Source organism: Rhizobacter sp. P2_H3, assembly GCF_056403355.1.
The window spans coordinates 1-15776 of record NZ_JBFUFQ010000022.1 but is presented as its reverse complement, the minus strand read 5'-3'; the positions used below and the strand labels follow the sequence as shown (position 1 = coordinate 15776).

Sequence of the window (15776 nt, the reverse complement as noted above, 5' to 3'; positions counted from 1 at the left end):
CTACGCCGCCCTCGCGGCGCCGTAGCCGCGCGGAATCGCCCCCAGCAAGCGCTTCGTGTACTCCTGCTGCGGCTGCTCCAGGATCTGCGCGACGCTCGCCTGCTCGACGACCTCGCCGTCCTTCATGACCAGCACCTCGTCGGCCATGAAGCGCACCACCGCCAGGTCATGGCTGATGAAGATGTAGGCGAGGCCCAGCTCGTCCTGCAGGTCCTTCAGCAGGTTCAGCACCTGCGCCTGCACCGACACGTCGAGCGCGCTGACCGCCTCGTCGAGCACCAGCACCTCCGGGTCCAGCGTCAGGCAGCGCGCGATCGCCACGCGCTGGCGCTGGCCGCCGGAGAACTCGTGCGGGTACTTGTGCATCGCGCTGTCGTCCAGCCCGACCTTGTTCAGCAGCGCCCGCGCGCGCTGCTCGCGCTCTGCGCCATCGGCGCCGATGCCGTGGATCGCCATCGGCTCGGTCAGCGTCTGCCCGATCGTGAAGCGCGGGTTCAGCGACGCATACGGGTTCTGGAACACCACCTGGATGCGCCGGCGCATCGGCAGCAGCTCGCGCCGGCTCAGCGCCAGCAGGTCCTGCCCGTCGAACATCACCTTGCCGCCGACCGGCCCGCCGTTCACCTCGTGCAGGCGCAGCAGCGTCAGCCCCATCGTCGTCTTGCCGGATCCCGATTCGCCGACCACGCCCAGCGTGTGCCCGCGCCGCAGCGTGAAGCTCGCGCCCTTCACCGCGCGGAACTCCTTGCGGCCGAACACGCCGCTGCGCAGCCAGAAGCTCTTCGTCAGGTTGCTGGCATCGATCACGATCGGCGCCAGCGCGTCCTTCGGTGCCGGCGGTGCCGCCGCCGCGCGGCCGGCGATGTGGTCGTCGATCACCATCAGCCGCGCACCGCGTTGCGCAAGCGTCGGCCGGCAGGCCAGCAGCGCCTTGGTGTACGGGTCGCGCGGCGCAGCGAAGATCTCCGCCACCGATCCCTGCTCGCGCACCGTGCCCTGGCGCATCACCACCACCTGGTCGGCAATCTCGCCGACCACGCCCAGGTCGTGCGTGATGAACAGCATGCTCATGCGGTGCTGCGTCTTCAGCTTCGCGAGCAGTTCCAGGATCTGGCGCTGGATCGTCACGTCGAGCGCCGTCGTCGGCTCGTCGGCGATCAGCAGCTTCGGCTCGCACGACAGCGCCATCGCGATCATCACGCGCTGCTGCTGTCCGCCCGACAGTTCATGCGGATAGGCCGCCAGCCGCCGCTTCGGCTCCGGCAGGCCCACCTCGACCAGCAGCGCCTCGGCACGCGCCAGCGCCTGCTTGCGCGAGAGCCCCAGGTGGCGCACCAGCGGCTCCACCAGCTGCTGCCCGACGGTGAACACCGGGTTCAGCGAGCTCATCGGATCCTGGAACACGCAGGCGATGTCCTTGCCGCGCAGCGCCTGCAGCTCGGGCAGCGTCGCGGCCAGCAGGTCGCGGCCCAGGAAGCCGATCGCGCCCTGCCGCTCGGCATTGCTCGGCAGCAGGTTCAGGATCGACATCGCGGTCACGCTCTTGCCCGAGCCCGACTCGCCGACCAGCGCCACCGTGGTGTTCTCCGGCACGTCGAAGCTGACGCCGACCGACTGCCCGTCGATCTCACGGCCCACGGCCTGCGTACGCTGCACCACCCCACCCTCGTGGCCCACGCGGAACGACACGCGCAGGTCCTTGATCGTCAACAGGCTCATTCCAGTCCCCGCAGCTTCGGATCCAGCGCATCGCGCAACGCATCGGCGAACAGCGAGAACGCCGTCACGAACACCGCCATGAACGCGGTCGCCGCCACCAGCTGCCACCAGTAGCCGAGGATCAGCTCGCTCTGCGCCTCGGCCAGCATCGTGCCCCACGACACGTCGTCGACACCGACGCCCAGCCCGAGGTACGACAGGATCACCTCGAACTTGATGAAGCCCACCACCAGCAGCGACATGCGCACCAGGATCACGTGGCTGATGTTCGGCAGGATGTGCCGGAACATGCGCGACGCCGCCGACGCACCGATCGCCTCGGCCGAGCGCACGTATTCGCGCACCGAATGCTTCAGGAACTCGGCCCGCACCTGCCGGTACATGCCGGTCCAGCCGACCAGCGCGAGGATGATGGCCACGCTGCCGATGCCGCGCCCGAAGATCACCGCGAACGACAGGATCAGCAGGATGTCCGGGATCGACGTGAACACGCTGTACAGCCACTCGAGGAAGTCGCCCATCCTGCCGCCGAAGAAGCCCGCCAGCGCGCCCAGCAGCGTGCCGATCACGCTGGCCACGATGGCCGCCAGCAGGCCGACGAACACCGAGGTCTGCGTGCCCTTCAGCGCCTTGGTCAGCACGTCGCGCCCGATGCGGTCGCCGCCGAACGGCAGCGTCTCGCGCTTGACGCTGTCCTCGGTCTTGAACTTCGCGGCGCGCTCGTCCCACTCCTTGTAGCGCGGCGCCAGCGGGTCGACCGCCGAGAGATCGACGTTCGGCCCCTTCGGCACCGGGATCGCGCTCTGCTCCACCGCGGCCGCCGGCCCCATGAAGGTCGGCGGCGCATTCGGCACGCCCACTTCCTTCTGCCAGCCGCGCGCCAGCAGCCCGACCGACCCCAGCAGCACCAGCAGCGCGAACGCCGCCACCACCACCATCGACACCATGCCGACACGGTCCGCCCGCAGCCGCTTCCAGGCGGCCTGCCAGACGCCCATCGATTGCCGTGCAGGCAGCCCTGCAGGAGAAAGCACCGCGCTCATTTGAGGACCACCCGGGGATCGATCAGCTTGTAGAGGATGTCCGCGCCCAGGTTCACCAGCATCGTCAGCATCGCCAGGTAGACGGTGACGGCCTGGATCACCGGGTAGTCGCTGCGGTTCACCGCGAGGATGATCTCGCGGCCCAGGCCCGGGATCGAGAAGAACACCTCGATCAGGAACGAGCCGACGAACACGCCCGGCAGCGCCAGTGCGATGTTGGTCACGATCGGGATCATCGCGTTGCGCAGCACGTGCTTGAACAGCACCGTGCGCTCGGTCATGCCCTTGGCGCGCGCGGTGCGCACGTAGTCGTGGCCGAGCTCGTCGAGGAAGAAGGTGCGGTACAGCCGCGTCTGCGGCGCGAGGCCCACCAGCAGCGCCAGCAGCACCGGCAGCGGCACGTAAGTCACGAGGTTGGTCCAGGTGCTGTCGCTCCAGCCCTGCACCGGGAACCAGCCGAGCTGGAAGCCGAACACGTACTGGCCGACGATGATGTAGACCAGGAACGAGACCGACAGCGCGATGGTGGAGATCACCATGATGCTGCGGTCGGCCAGCGAGCCACGCCGGTAGGCCACCCACATCGCGATCGGCAGCGCGAGCAGCGTGTCGAGCGCGAGGATCGGCAGCATCACCGTCAGCGTGGCCGGTGCGCGGGTCGCGAAGATGTTGCTGACGGCTTCCTGCGTGGCCCAGCTGTGGCCCCAGTCCAGCGTCACGATGCTGCGGAAGTAGATCAGCAGCTGCTGCCACACCGGCTTGTTCAGCCCGAGCTGCTCGCGGATCGCATCCACCTGCTGCGGGGTGGCGTTCAGGCCGCCGAGGATTTCGGCGGGGTCGCCACCGAAGTACTTGAAGAGGAAGAACACCAGCAGCACCACCCCGATCAAGGTCGGGATCATTTGCCACAGGCGCCGTATCAGGTAGGCCGCCATATCGTCGTGAGCGTCTCGGGTCGAGAAAAGAGGACCGGCCCGCCCCGCCGGCCCGGGTCGGGAGGCGGCACATGCCGGAATCTGGGCAGGCGCGAGTCTAAGGCCCGGTCCGAAGCCCCCTTCCCCGCGTTTGCCCTCAGGAACTTCGCAGCGCACGCAACTTGCATGCCGATCGGAAGTTCCCCGCGTGCAGGCCGGGGCAAGCCCGGAGGCCAGCGGCCCCGGGCAGGCCCTAGACTTCGCGCCTTCGGCATGCCGCCGCGCCACGAGCGCCGGCGGCGTGCCCTCCCACCAGGAGTTCGTGACCATGATCYGACGCGGCGCAGCCTGGCTGCTCGCCTTGCTTGCCTTCCTCGCCTCGGCCGCGGCACCCGCGCAGCCGGCGGCCCCAGCGCCCAAGGTGCTTCGCTATGCCTTCCCGGTCGCCGAGACCGGCTTCGACCCGGTGCAGCTGAGCGATCTCTATTCGCGCACCGTCACCGCCGGCATCTTCGAGACCCCGCTGACCTTCGACTACCTCGCGCGGCCGGTCCGCATGAAGCCGAACACCGCGGCGGCGCTGCCGGAGATCAGCGACGACTTCAAGACCTTCACGTTCCGCCTGAAGCCGGGCACGTACTTCCAGGACGACCCCGCCTTCAAGGACCGGCGCCGCGAACTGGTCGCGCAGGACTACGTCTACACGCTGAAGCGCCACTACGACCCGCAGTGGAAGAGCCCCAACCTGTACCTGCTCGAGAACGCGAAGCTGCTCGGGCTGTCGGAGCTGCGACAGCAGGTGATCGCTTCGAAGCAGCCGTTCCCGTACGACCGCGAGGTCGACGGCCTGCGCGCGCTCGACCGCTACACCTTCCAGGTCAAGCTGGCCGAGCCGTCGCCGCGCTTCCACCAGCAGATCATGACCGACGCCGGCGCGTTCGGCGCGATGGCGCGCGAGGTGGTCGAGTTCTACGGCACGGCGATCATGGCGCACCCGGTGGGCACCGGCCCGTTCCGGCTCGCCGACTGGCGCCGCAGCTCGCTGATCGTGCTGGAGCGCAACCCCGGCTTCCGCGAGCTGCGCTACGACGAGGAGGCGCCCGCCGACGACCCGCGCTCGCAGGCCATCGCCCGCGCGATGAAGGGCAAGCGCATCCCGATGCTCGACCGCGTCGAGATCTCGATCATCGAGGAGACGCAGCCGCGCTGGCTGAGTTTCCTGAACCGCCAGAGCGATTTCCTCGACCGGCTGCCGGCCGAGTTCTCGGGCATCGCGATCCCGCGCAACCGCCTTGCGCCCAACCTCGCGAAGCAGGGCATCCAGATGGACCAGGCGCCGCTGGTCGATGCGGTGATCGCCGGCTTCTTCAACCACGAAAACCCGGTGGTCGGCGGCTACACGCCCGAGAAGGTGGCGCTGCGGCGTGCGATCTCGCTGGCCTACAACACGCCGGCCGAGCTGCAGATCGCGCGCAAGAACCAGGCGATTCCGGCGCAGACCGCGATCGCCCCCGCCGTGTACGGCTACGACCCGACGGTCAAGACCGAGATGAGCGACTACGACCCCGACCGGGCGCGCGCGCTGCTCGACACCTACGGGTATGTCGACCGCGACGGCGACGGCTGGCGCGACCTGCCCGACGGCAGCCCGCTGCTGATCGAATACTCGACCCAGCCCGACCAGCTGAGCCGCCAGCTCGTCGAGCTGTGGGACAAGAGCATGCGCGCGGTCAACATCCGCATGGTCTTCAGGACCGCGAAGTGGCCGGAGAACCTGAAGGCCTCGCGCGCCGGCAAGCTGATGATGTGGGGCGTGGCCTGGAGCGCGACGACGCCGGATGCCGACACCTTCCTCGCGCTCGCGTACGGCCCGAACAAGGGCGGCGCCAACCACTCGCGCTTCGACCTGCCGGCCTTCAACGCGCTGTTCGAGAAGCAGGGCCGCATGCCCGACGGCCCCGAGCGCGAGGCGGTGCTGCGCGAGGCGAGCAAGCTGATGGTGGCCTACCTGCCGTACAAGATCAGCGCGCACCGCATCGCCACCGACCTGATGCACCCCTGGGTGCTGGGCTACCGCCGCAACCCGTTCATCCGCGAGTTCTGGAAATTCCTCGACATCGACACCGCGCTCGAGCAAGCGCGCACTGCCCCATGATCCGACGCCTCCTCCTGATCGCCGCTGCCGCGCTGGCGGCCGTGGCCGCCACCGCCGGCCACGCCGCCGCACAACCGCAGGCCGCTTCGGCGCCGCCCACCGGCGCGCCGTTCGCGAAGACCTTTCGCTGGGCCTTCGTGGCCGCCGAGACCGGGTTCGATCCGGTGAAGATCAGCGACCTGTACTCGCGCTACGTGACCACGCACCTGTTCGAGGCGCTGGTCCGCTACGACTACCTGGCCCGCCCGTTCAAGGTGCGGCCCGAGGCGGCGGCCGCGATGCCCGAGGTGTCGGAGGATTTCCGCACCTACACCTTCCGCATCCGCCCGGGCGTCTACTTCCAGGACGACCCGGCCTTCAAGGGCCAGCGGCGCGAGCTGGTGGCGCAGGATTTCGCGTATGCGATCAAGCGCTTCTTCGACCCCGCCAACGCGAGCCCGGCCTACTCCGACATGAACGACCAGGGCTTCGTCGGCCTGGACGAACTGCGCCAGCAGGCGATCGCGAAGAAGACGCCGTTCGACTACGACAAGCCGGTCGAAGGCCTGCGCGCGCTCGACCGCTACACGCTGCAGGTCAAGCTGAAGAGCCCGCGCCCGCGCCTGCTCTACACGCTGGCCGACAGCAGCCTGTACGGCGCGGTCGCGCGCGAGGTGGTGGAGCACTACGGCAGCGAGATCTCCGCGCACCCGGTGGGCACCGGGCCGTTCCGGCTCGCGTCATGGCGGCGCAGCTCGCAGATCGTGCTGGAGCGCAACCCCGGCTACCACGAGGCCTTCTACGACGCCGAGCCGAATGCCGACGACGCCGAGGGCCAGGCGCTGCTGCAGCGCTTCAAGGGCCGGCGGCTGCCGATGATCGACCGTGTCGAGTTGTCGATCATCGAGGAGAGCCAGCCGCGCTGGCTGGCCTTCCTGAACCGCGAGATCGACCTGATCTCGGTGCCGCTGGAGTTCGCGAACCAGGCGGCGCCGAACGGCAAGCTGGCGCCGAACCTGGCCAAGCGCGGCATCCGGATGCAGCGCGTCGTCAACCCCGACCGCACGCTGTACTACTTCAACATGGAAGACCCGGTCGTCGGCGGCTACACGCCCGAGAAGGTCGCGCTGCGCCGCGCGATCCGGCTGGCCACCGACGTGCCGCGCGAGATCGCCGGCGTGCGCCGCGGCCAGGCGATCCCGGCGCAGAGCATGGTGGCGCCCGCCACCTTCGGCTACGACCCGAACTACAAGACCGAGAACAGCGACTACAACGTGCCGCGCGCGAAGGCGCTGCTCGACATGTACGGGTACGTCGACCGCAACGGCGACGGCTGGCGCGAGATGCCCGACGGCAGCCCGCTCGTGATCCAGTACGCCACCTCGCCGGACAGCCTGTCGCGCCAGTTCGACGAGCTGTGGAAGAAGAACATGGATGCGATCGGCGTGCGCATCGAGATCAAGCCGGCCCAGTGGCCGGAGAACCTGAAGGCGGCGCGTGCCGGCCAGCTGATGGTCTGGCAGCTCGGCTACACCGCATCGACACCCGACGTGCAGGACGCGATGCAGCTGCTGTACGGCCCGGCCTCCGGCGGGCAGAATCTCGGGCGCTTCAAGAACGCGCGCTTCGACGAGATCTACGAGCGCATGCAGAGCATCGGCGACGGCCCGGAGCGGCTGGCGCTGCTCGACGAGGCGAACCGCATCGCGACGGCGCTGGCGCCGCACAAGTACAACGTGCACCGCATCGTGACCGACCTGACGCAGCCATGGGTGATCGGGTACCGCAGGCCGTTCTTCGTCAGCCGCTTCTGGCAGTACCTCGACATCGACGACAGCCTGCGGGGCGCCCGCTGAACGGCGCGGCGCTGCAGGCATGACGCTGACGCGCCGCACCTGGCTTGCCGCCTCGGCGGCGTTGTCGTGCGGTGCGCCGCGCCGCGCCGACGCGGCCGACAAGACGCTGCGCCTGGCCTTCAGCGTGGCCGAGACCGGCTTCGATCCGTGCCAGATCTCCGACGTCAACTCCGCGCAGGTGGCGAGCGCGATCTTCGAGCCGCCGCTCACCTACGACTACCTCGCGCGCCCGGTCAAGCTGCGCCCGAACACCGCCGTCGCGCTGCCCGAGATCAGCGACAACTTCAAGACCTTCACCTTCCGCATCCGCCCCGGCATCTTCTTCGCCGACGACCCGGCCTTCGGCGGCACGCCGCGCGAGCTGGTCGCGCAGGACTACGTCTACAGCGTCAAGCGCTTCTACGACCCGCGCCTGAACTGCGAGAACATCTACGTGTTCGAGAACGCGAAGCTGCGCGACCTGAGCGAGCTGCGCGCGCAGGCGCGCCGCAGCGGCAAGCCGTTCGACTACGACCGCGAGGTGGAAGGCATCCGCGCGCTCGACCGCTACACCTTGCGCATCCGCCTGGCCGAGCCGAACCCGCGCTTCCACCACTGGTTCACGCAGGGCGCGCTGGTCGGCGCGGTCGCGCGCGAGGTGGTCGAGCACTACGGCGCCGAAATCGCCGCGCACCCGGTGGGCACCGGCCCGTTCATGCTCGCGGCCTGGCGCCGCGGCTCGCGCATCGAGCTCGTGCGCAACCCGCGCTTTCGCGAGCTGCACTTCGAGGCCGAGCCGGCACCCGGCGATGCGCCCGCGCAGGAGATCGCGCGCCAGCTGGCCGGCCGGCGCCTGCCGGTGGCCGGGCGCATCGAGGTCAGCGTGATCGTCGAGGCGCAGCCGCGCTGGCTCGCCTTCGTCAACGGCGCGCTCGACGTGCTGGAGCTGCCGGTGGAGTTCACGCCGATCGCGGCGCCCGGCAACCGCATCGCGCCGCACCTCGCGCGCCAGGGCGTGCGGCTGCAACGCAGTGCGCTGGCCGACATGGCGCTGACCTACTTCAACATGGACGACCCGGTGGTCGGCGGCAATGCGCCGGACAAGGTCGCGCTGCGCCGCGCGATCTGCCTGGCCTATGACAACCGGCAGGATCTCGAGGACCTGCGCCACGGCCAGGGCATCCCGGCGCAGTCGGTGGTCGCGCCGTTCACCTCGGGCTATGAAGACGACTACCGCAGCACGATGAGCGAAACGAGCGTCGCGCGCGCGGCCGCGCTGCTCGACCTGTACGGCTACGTCGACCGCGACGGCGACGGCTGGCGCGAGGCGCCCGACGGCCGCCCGCTGGTGCTGCGGCTCGCGTCGCGGCCGGACCAGCGGCAGCGCCAGTTCAACGAGCTGTGGCGCAAGTGCATGGCGGCGGTGGGGCTGCGCATCGCGTTCGACATCGCGAGCTGGCCCGAGCTGCTGAAGATGGGGCGCGCCGGCAAGCTGATGATGTGGGGCTTCAGCTGGGTGGCGGGCACGCCGGACGGCGGCTTCTTCCTCGGCATCGGCTACGGGCCGAACGCGAACGAATCGAACGATGCGCACTTCTCGCTGCCGGCCTACGATCGCCTGTTCGAGCGGCAGAACGTGCTGCCCGACGGGCCCGAGCGGCTGGCGCTGATGCGCGAGGCGAAGAACATCCTGGTGGCGTACATGCCGTACAAGGCGCATGTGCACACCGTCGTCAGCGACGTGCTGCAGCGGCGCGTGATCGGGCACCTGAGGCATCCGTTCATGCGCGACACCTGGCAATACCTGGGCATTGAGTGAGTTCACCATGGCCGTACCGCGACCCCAGATCCTGCGCTACACCGACTGGCTGGCCCGCGAGCGCGGGCTGCGGTTCGATGCGACCACCAACGAAGGCTACGACGCGCTGTGGCGCTGGTCCGTCACCGATCTCGAGGCGTTCTGGCGCTCGATCTGGGAGTTCTATGGCCTGCAGTCGCCGACGCCGTTCACGCAGGTGCTGGCCGACGACCGCATGCCGGGCGCGCGCTGGTTCGACGGCGCGCAGCTGAACTACGCGCAGCAGGTGTTCCGCCATGCCGACGCGGCGCATGCGGCCGGGCATCCGGCGATCGTTTTCCAGGACGAGCGGCTGCGCGACTGCGCGAGCCTGCTCGAATGGAGCTGGCCGAAGCTGCGCCGCCAGGTGGCCTCGCTCGCGGCGCACTACCGGCAGCTGGGCATCGTGCGCGGCGACCGCATCTGCGCCTTCATGCCGAACACGCCGCAGGCGGTGGTCGCGTTCCTCGCGGCCGCCAGCCTCGGCGCGGTGTGGTCGGTCTGCTCGCCCGACATGGGGCCGGTCGCGGTGCTCGACCGCTTCCGGCAGATCGAGCCGACGCTGCTGGTCGGCTGCGACGGCTATGTGCATGGCGRCAACACGCACGACCGGCTCGCGCTGCTGCAGGACCTCGTGAAGGCGCTGCCGACGCTGAAGCACGTGCTGCTGTGGCGCAACCTCGGCGACGCGCTGCCGGCCGGCTGGCACGACTTCGACGCGCTGCTGTGCGGCGACGCGCCGCTGCAGGTCGACCCGCTGCCGTTCGACCACCCGCTGTGGATCGTCTACTCCAGCGGCACCACCGGGCTGCCGAAGGCGATCGTGCACGGCCATGGCGGCGTCGTGCTGGAGCACCTGAAGTTCATGGGCCTGCACAACGACCTGGGCCCGAGCGCCGAGGGCGGCGACCGCTTCCACTGGTACAGCGCGACCGGCTGGATCATGTGGAACTGCCAGCTCGCCGGGCTGCTGAACGGCACGACGATCTGCCTGTACGACGGCAGCCCGGCGGGGCGCAGCGGGCAGCCCGACTGGAACACGCTGTGGCGCTTCGTCGCCGACGCGAAGGCGACCTTCTTCGGTGCCGGTGCCGCGTTCTTCGCGAGCTGCATGAAGGCCGGCATCGAGCCGGCGCGCCTGCCGGGGCTGGCGCGGCTGCGCGCGCTCGGCAGCACCGGCTCGCCGCTGTCGGCCGACGTGTACCGCTGGGCGGCGCAGCACCTGCCGCGCGTCGCCGACCGGCCGATGTGGCTGACCTCGCTGTCGGGCGGCACCGATTTCGCCGGCGCCTTCGTGGCCGGCCTGCCGACGCTGCCGGTGGTCGAAGGCGAGATGCAGTGCCGCTGCCTGGGCGCCGCGGTCGAGGCCTGGAGCGAGCCCGATCCGGCGACCGGCCGAGGGCAGGCGCTCGTCGACGAGGTCGGCGAGCTGGTGTGCACGCGGCCGATGCCGTCGATGCCGCTGTATTTCTGGGGCGATGCCGACGGGCAGCGGTATCGGGAGAGCTACTTCGACATGTACCCCGAAGGGAATGGAAGACCTGCGGTGTGGCGCCACGGCGACTGGCTGCGCATCACGCCGCGCGGCGGCGCGATCATCTACGGCCGCAGCGACGCGACGATCAACCGCCACGGCATCCGCATGGGCACGGCCGAGCTGTACCGCGCGGTCGAGGCGCTGCCCGAGGTGCTCGACAGCCTGGTGGTCGACCTGGAGTACCTGGGGCGCGAGAGCTGGATGCCGTTGTTCGTCGTGCTGCGCGAAGGCCGCGTGCTCGACGAGGCGCTGGTCGCGCGGCTGAAGCAGGAGATCCGCAGCGCGCTGTCGGCGCGACATGTGCCGAACGAGATCTTCCAGGTGGACGCGATCCCGCGCACGCTGTCGGGCAAGAAGATGGAGCTGCCGGTGAAGAAGCTGCTGATGGGCACGCCGGCCGAGCAGGTGTTCAAGCTCGACGCGATGGCGAATGCGGGCAGCGTGGCGTGGTTCGCCGAGTTCGCGCGGCGCCGCAACGCCAGTTAGAGAGGCAGCTCGGTGAAATAGCGGCCGCCGTGATAGATCAGCGGTTGTGCGCCCTCGCGCCGCTCGCAGCGCTCGACCTCGCCGACGAAGATGACGTGGTCGCCTTCTTCGTACTGGCTGCGGTTGAAGCACTCGAACACCGCGGCCACGCCTTCGAGCACCGGTGCGCCGCCGACGCCTTCGCGGAAACGCAGCCCGGCGAAGCGGTCGACGTCTTTCGCGGCGAAGCGCTCGGCCAGCGGGCGCTGGTCGGCGGCAAGGATGTTGATCGCATAGTGCGAGCCGCGCGTGAACGCCGGCATCGATCCGGCGCGCCGCGACAGGCTCCACAGCACCAGCGGCGGCGACAGCGACACCGAATTGAACGAATTGGCGGTCAGGCCGACCGGGTTGCCGTGCAGGTCGCACGCGGTGACGATCGTGACGCCGGTGGCGAACATCCCGAGCGCAACGCGGAACTCCTGGGCCGAGAAACTGGGTGCCATGGGGCGCAGCATTGCATTCATGCCGGAATTGTGGAGGGCGGCGGCAGGCGCCGCCAACTCTCATTTGAGGGGGTCGGGCAGCTCCTACACTCGTTCAGCATGACACGATACCCGATGATTCGGCGGGCGCTGCAGGGCGTCTGCATGATGTTGGCCTGGGCGCTCGCGCCGCCGGCGCAGGCCGAGGCGCCCTGCGCCGAGCTGGTCCGCCGCCTGCCGAACCTCGGCACCGCGCTGTGCGAGCGTGCCGCGCTGAAGCCGTCCGGCGCCGCGTCGGTGAAGGGCGTGGCGCTTTACCAGCGCGACGTGCCGGCACCCCAGCCGCTGCTGCTGCCCGACGACCCGCCGCCGCCCGCGCCGCGCCGCGTGCTGGTGCTGGGCGGCATCCACGGCGACGAGCTGTCGTCGAGCGCGCTCGTCTTCCACTGGATCGCCCAGGCCGGCGACACCGGCGCCGGCCTGGACTGGCGCTTCGTTCCGGCGCTGAACCCCGACGGCCTGCTGCTGCCGAAGCCGACGCGCACCAATGCGCACGGCGTCGACCTGAACCGCAACTTCCCGACGCCGCACTGGGACAGCGACGCGCCGGTCTACTGGCTCAAGCGCACGAAGAAGGACCCGCGGCGCTGGCCGGGCCCGAACGCGCTGTCGGAGCCCGAGGCCCGTTTCGTGACCGACACGATCGAGCGCTGGAAGCCGGACGTGATCGTCACGGTGCACGCGCCGTACGGCGTGCTCGATTTCGACGGCCCGAGCGTGCCGCCGCAGCGGCTCGGGCGGCTCTACCTCGACCGCGTCGGCATCTTCCCCGGCTCGCTCGGCCACTACGGCGGCGTGCACAAGGGCGTGCCGGTGGTGACGATCGAGCTGCCGAGCGCGATCCGCACGCCGACCGACGCCGAGATGCGCCAGATGTGGCTCGACCTGCTGCGCTGGCTGGACGAACGGCTCGCGCTGCGGGAACATCGCTGAACCGCCCGGACCTCCCGCCATGACCTCGCTCGCCCGCCACCTCTACGCCAGCGCCCACAACAATGCGTGGGCCAACCACCGGCTGCTGCAGGCCTGCGGGCAACTGACGCAGGATGAGTTCAGCGCGCCGCGCACCGGCTTCTTCCCGTCGATCCGCGCGACGCTGAACCACAACCTGACGGTCGACGACTACTACCTCGACGCGATCGAGCGCAGCCTGCGCGGCGACCCACCGCACCCCGCCCCCGGTTCGTTCTTCGACCCCGAGGAGCCGTGCGCGACCTGCGCCGAACTGGTGGCCGCGCAGCAGCGCATGGACCAGCGCCTGCTCGCCGTCGCCCACGCGCTGCTGGCCGATGGCGCGCTGCTGGAGCGCGTGATCGAGGTGCCACGCACCCAGCGCATCGACCGCGAGCCGCTGCACCGCCTGCTGGCCCACCTCTACCAGCACCAGGTGCACCACCGCGGCCAGGCGCATTCGATGCTGTCGGGCACGCGGGTCGCGCCGCCGCAGCTCGACGAGTTCTTCTGCGTCAACGACCTGGAGCGGCGCGAGGGCGATTTCCGTGCGCTGGGTGTCACTGAGCCAGGAATCTGGCAGGGGATCTGAGAGTCGGGCAGCCTGCCTGCACACGGGATGTGCTGCGTGACCCATGCGTTCTGTGTCAGCAACAAAGGTGGCTTCGGAGTTACTCAAGAGCATCGAAACCACCTGTTGCGACGACAAGCATGGAGATCAGCAGTACTCCGTGTGGAGCCTATCGGCCTCGACACATTTCCACCAGAAACCTTCCGCCCCGAACGCTCGCCCAGGCACTCGATGAGCAAGTCCCCGAGTTGTCCACCGAAGTTCGACAGGCTCTGCTTCACGCTCGCGCGGGCCCCGATGTCGATCTTTCGGAGGACCCAGCCTTGACAGCAGCGGTGGTTTCCGAATTGTCGACAGCGGTGTGGGCGGCCTGGGAAGCCGAGGCCGAAGCGGAGAACTCGGCGCTTGCCAACATCTACATGCCACCAGGGATGCCCGCCATTCCGGCAGCCGTGGCGGGGCTCAAGAACCTTGCCTTCATTCGGCTGGACGGCTACGAGGGAAGGAGTGTCGATCTGCGACCCGGCGCCGAGCCGGCCGCACCTCGGCAAATCGTGTTGGACATCCAGGCCCTGCAACCGACGACCGTGCACATCCTGCGGATGGACGACGTGTTTCAACTCGATGCCGGAAATCAACCGTTGCGGTTGGTGATTCACAACGCCAGCGGAGGTTGCGATTTCGGATCCGTTCCCGTGGCCCAAGTACGTTGGGAATCGATTGATTCGTCGACGGACTCGTATGACGAACTACTGGAAACCAACGAGGAAGAATCGCTGTCGGAGGCCTCGGAGACCTCGCCGCGCAGGGCCGTCGTCTCGCTCATGAACCCCGGTGGGTTCATCGAGATGGGCCAAGGCCTGGTGTGCAATGGTGATGTCCGCCTCGTCACATCTCGCCTTGATTCCTGCACGTTCATTGCGGGGTTCAACGCAAACACGGGTGCATCCGGGGCCTATCACTACGGTGCGGAAACCTTTCGGCAGCGAGGCGTTCTGGCCGACATGACACAGTGGCTCGCGGCGTTGCAGCCGACTCGGGCAACTCTGGTGTTTGCGAAGGCTGAAGCGTCATCCCGGGATTTCATATCGCAATCCCTGTTCAAGGGCGCCTCGGCGCGCGATCGCACGGTGCTTCTCAAATGGCTGGCCAACGAAGGCAACCCCGTCGTGACGACGATCGATGCCAACTCGGCGGCCATGGAATGCATCGCCGGCGCATTTCGCGTCGGGACCATCAGCGACCTGAGCCTGGGCGTGGGAGGCGCTACCAACCTGGGTCGCTGCGAAGCCGGCGAGTACCTTGATGACGCGGGCAGAAATGTTCGCTTGTTCGGGGCCGGAGCTTGGTGACGGGTGCTCACTGTGCTCGAATCGGGAATAGACCGATCCCGTTTCGCGTAGACATCAGGTGAGCGTTCCCATCACCTTCCGCCAGCAGCTCCTCGGCACGATCCCGCGGCTGCGGCGCTATGCGCGCTCGCTGCTGATCGATGCCGCCGCGGCCGACGACCTGGTGCAGACCGCGCTGGAGCGCGCGCTGTCGCACTGGCACCAGTTCGACCAGCAGCGCGACATCCTGGTGTGGGTCATCAGCATCGCGCACAACGCCCACATGGACACGCTGCGCCGCAGCGGGCGCCTGTCGATCATGGATCCGCACGAGCTGCAGGCCGAGCAGGACCTGCGCGGCAGCGACCCCGGTGCCGACGTCGGCCTGCGCATGGACCTGGTCGCCGCGCTGCAGCGCCTGTCCATCGAGCAGCGCGAGCCGCTGCTGCTGGTGACGGTCGAGGAACTGTCCTATGCCGAATGCGCCGAGGTGCTGCGCATCCCGATCGGCACCGTGATGTCGCGCATCTCGCGCGGGCGCGCCGCGCTGCGCGCGCTGCTCGACGGCCGCGCGCCGGTGCCGTCGGCGCAGCCGCTTCGACGCGTGGTCTGAACCGGATGTCGATGATGCCCGCCCCCCTCTTCTCCTCCCCCGACGAACGCGACGACACGCTGAGCGCGTGGCTCGACGGCGAACTGCCGCCCGAGCGCCGCGCCGAGGTCGATGCCTGGCTGCAGGCCAACCCCGAAGAGGCCGCGCGCGTGCGGCTGTGGGCCGCCGACCGCGATGCGCTGCGCGCCCGCCTGGCGCCCGCGGCGACCGAGCCGGTGCCGGAACGGCTGCAGCAGCTCGTGTGGCAGCACGCGCCCGAGGCAGCCACCCCGGGGTGGCAC

General features: G+C 69.4%; 13 protein-coding genes. 9 read left to right on the top strand and 4 right to left on the bottom strand.

The window, feature by feature from the left end; genetic code table 11:
- Genes AC1D1T_RS06950 through AC1D1T_RS06940 form a run of 3 tightly spaced genes read right to left on the bottom strand, consistent with a single transcriptional unit; the run spans position 1 to position 3697 of the window.
- A complete protein-coding gene (locus AC1D1T_RS06950; RefSeq protein WP_477824637.1) occupies positions 1 to 1719 on the bottom strand; it encodes an ABC transporter ATP-binding protein in 1719 nt (572 codons plus the stop codon).
- Positions 1716 to 2762 carry an ABC transporter permease gene (locus tag AC1D1T_RS06945; protein ID WP_047501633.1) on the bottom strand — a complete coding sequence of 349 codons (1047 nt, stop codon included), beginning with the start codon at positions 2760 to 2762 and terminating at the stop codon, positions 1716 to 1718. Before AC1D1T_RS06945 ends, AC1D1T_RS06950 begins: the two co-directional genes overlap by 4 nt.
- Positions 2759 to 3697 (bottom strand): ABC transporter permease, encoded by a 939-nt coding sequence (locus AC1D1T_RS06940; RefSeq protein ID WP_047501631.1) that lies wholly within the window; start codon positions 3695 to 3697, stop codon positions 2759 to 2761. The genes AC1D1T_RS06945 and AC1D1T_RS06940 overlap by 4 nt, the downstream gene beginning before the upstream one ends.
- 307 nt (positions 3698 to 4004) lie before the next feature.
- On the opposite strand from AC1D1T_RS06940, the gene AC1D1T_RS06935 reads away from it, so the two are divergent.
- From AC1D1T_RS06935 to AC1D1T_RS06920, 4 genes are read left to right on the top strand one after another with little or no spacing between them, the layout of a single operon-like run.
- Entirely contained in the window at positions 4005 to 5831 is a 1827-nt protein-coding gene (locus AC1D1T_RS06935; RefSeq protein WP_477991678.1) for an ABC transporter substrate-binding protein, read from the top strand.
- Positions 5828 to 7666, top strand: a complete 1839-nt coding sequence (locus AC1D1T_RS06930; protein WP_477824639.1) for an ABC transporter substrate-binding protein — start codon at positions 5828 to 5830, stop codon at positions 7664 to 7666. Before AC1D1T_RS06935 ends, AC1D1T_RS06930 begins: the two co-directional genes overlap by 4 nt.
- 19 nt (positions 7667 to 7685) lie before the next feature.
- Positions 7686 to 9464, top strand: coding sequence for an ABC transporter substrate-binding protein (locus AC1D1T_RS06925; RefSeq protein WP_477824640.1), 1779 nt, complete (start codon positions 7686 to 7688; stop codon positions 9462 to 9464).
- A gap of 7 nt (positions 9465 to 9471) precedes the next feature.
- The gene (locus AC1D1T_RS06920) at positions 9472 to 11505 is read left to right on the top strand and encodes an acetoacetate--CoA ligase (RefSeq protein ID WP_477991677.1); all 2034 of its coding nucleotides are present in this window, start codon (positions 9472 to 9474) and stop codon (positions 11503 to 11505) included.
- Here AC1D1T_RS06920 and AC1D1T_RS06915 read toward each other — a convergent pair.
- Positions 11502 to 11990: a flavin reductase family protein gene (locus AC1D1T_RS06915; RefSeq protein ID WP_465111467.1), complete on the bottom strand. Its 489-nt coding sequence runs from the start codon at positions 11988 to 11990 to the stop codon at positions 11502 to 11504. The two genes, AC1D1T_RS06920 and AC1D1T_RS06915, sit on opposite strands and share 4 nt — an antisense overlap.
- A gap of 144 nt (positions 11991 to 12134) precedes the next feature.
- Between AC1D1T_RS06915 and AC1D1T_RS06910 the strand changes: the two genes are divergently transcribed.
- From AC1D1T_RS06910 to AC1D1T_RS06890, 5 genes are all read left to right on the top strand, one after another.
- Complete coding sequence (locus AC1D1T_RS06910) at positions 12135 to 12962, top strand: M14 family zinc carboxypeptidase (protein ID WP_477991676.1); 828 nt, start codon at positions 12135 to 12137, stop codon at positions 12960 to 12962.
- Between the two features lie 19 nt (positions 12963 to 12981).
- The gene (locus tag AC1D1T_RS06905; protein ID WP_477824643.1) at positions 12982 to 13572 is read left to right on the top strand and encodes a DinB family protein; all 591 of its coding nucleotides are present in this window, start codon (positions 12982 to 12984) and stop codon (positions 13570 to 13572) included.
- A gap of 302 nt (positions 13573 to 13874) precedes the next feature.
- Positions 13875 to 14903 carry a hypothetical protein gene (locus tag AC1D1T_RS06900; protein ID WP_477824644.1) on the top strand — a complete coding sequence of 343 codons (1029 nt, stop codon included), beginning with the start codon at positions 13875 to 13877 and terminating at the stop codon, positions 14901 to 14903.
- Between the two features lie 58 nt (positions 14904 to 14961).
- Complete coding sequence (locus tag AC1D1T_RS06895) at positions 14962 to 15495, top strand: sigma-70 family RNA polymerase sigma factor (protein ID WP_477824645.1); 534 nt, start codon at positions 14962 to 14964, stop codon at positions 15493 to 15495.
- A 14-nt stretch (positions 15496 to 15509) separates the two neighbouring features.
- Positions 15510 to 15776 (top strand): anti-sigma factor family protein (locus AC1D1T_RS06890; protein WP_477991675.1); only part of this gene is annotated, 267 nt, incomplete at its 3' end.

Bases quoted from the DNA above. Each gene is read 5' to 3' on its own strand.
- AC1D1T_RS06950 (WP_477824637.1), bottom strand. From the start codon at position 1,719: ATGAGCCTGTTGACGATCAAGGACCTGCGCGTGTCGTTCCGCGTGGGC.
- AC1D1T_RS06945 (WP_047501633.1), bottom strand. From the start codon at position 2,762: ATGAGCGCGGTGCTTTCTCCTGCAGGGCTGCCTGCACGGCAATCGATG.
- AC1D1T_RS06915 (WP_465111467.1), bottom strand. From the start codon at position 11,990: ATGGCACCCAGTTTCTCGGCCCAGGAGTTCCGCGTTGCGCTCGGGATG.
- AC1D1T_RS06940 (WP_047501631.1), bottom strand. From the start codon at position 3,697: ATGGCGGCCTACCTGATACGGCGCCTGTGGCAAATGATCCCGACCTTG.
- AC1D1T_RS06910 (WP_477991676.1), top strand. From the start codon at position 12,135: ATGATGTTGGCCTGGGCGCTCGCGCCGCCGGCGCAGGCCGAGGCGCCC.
- AC1D1T_RS06930 (WP_477824639.1), top strand. From the start codon at position 5,828: ATGATCCGACGCCTCCTCCTGATCGCCGCTGCCGCGCTGGCGGCCGTG.
- AC1D1T_RS06905 (WP_477824643.1), top strand. From the start codon at position 12,982: ATGACCTCGCTCGCCCGCCACCTCTACGCCAGCGCCCACAACAATGCG.
- AC1D1T_RS06925 (WP_477824640.1), top strand. From the start codon at position 7,686: ATGACGCTGACGCGCCGCACCTGGCTTGCCGCCTCGGCGGCGTTGTCG.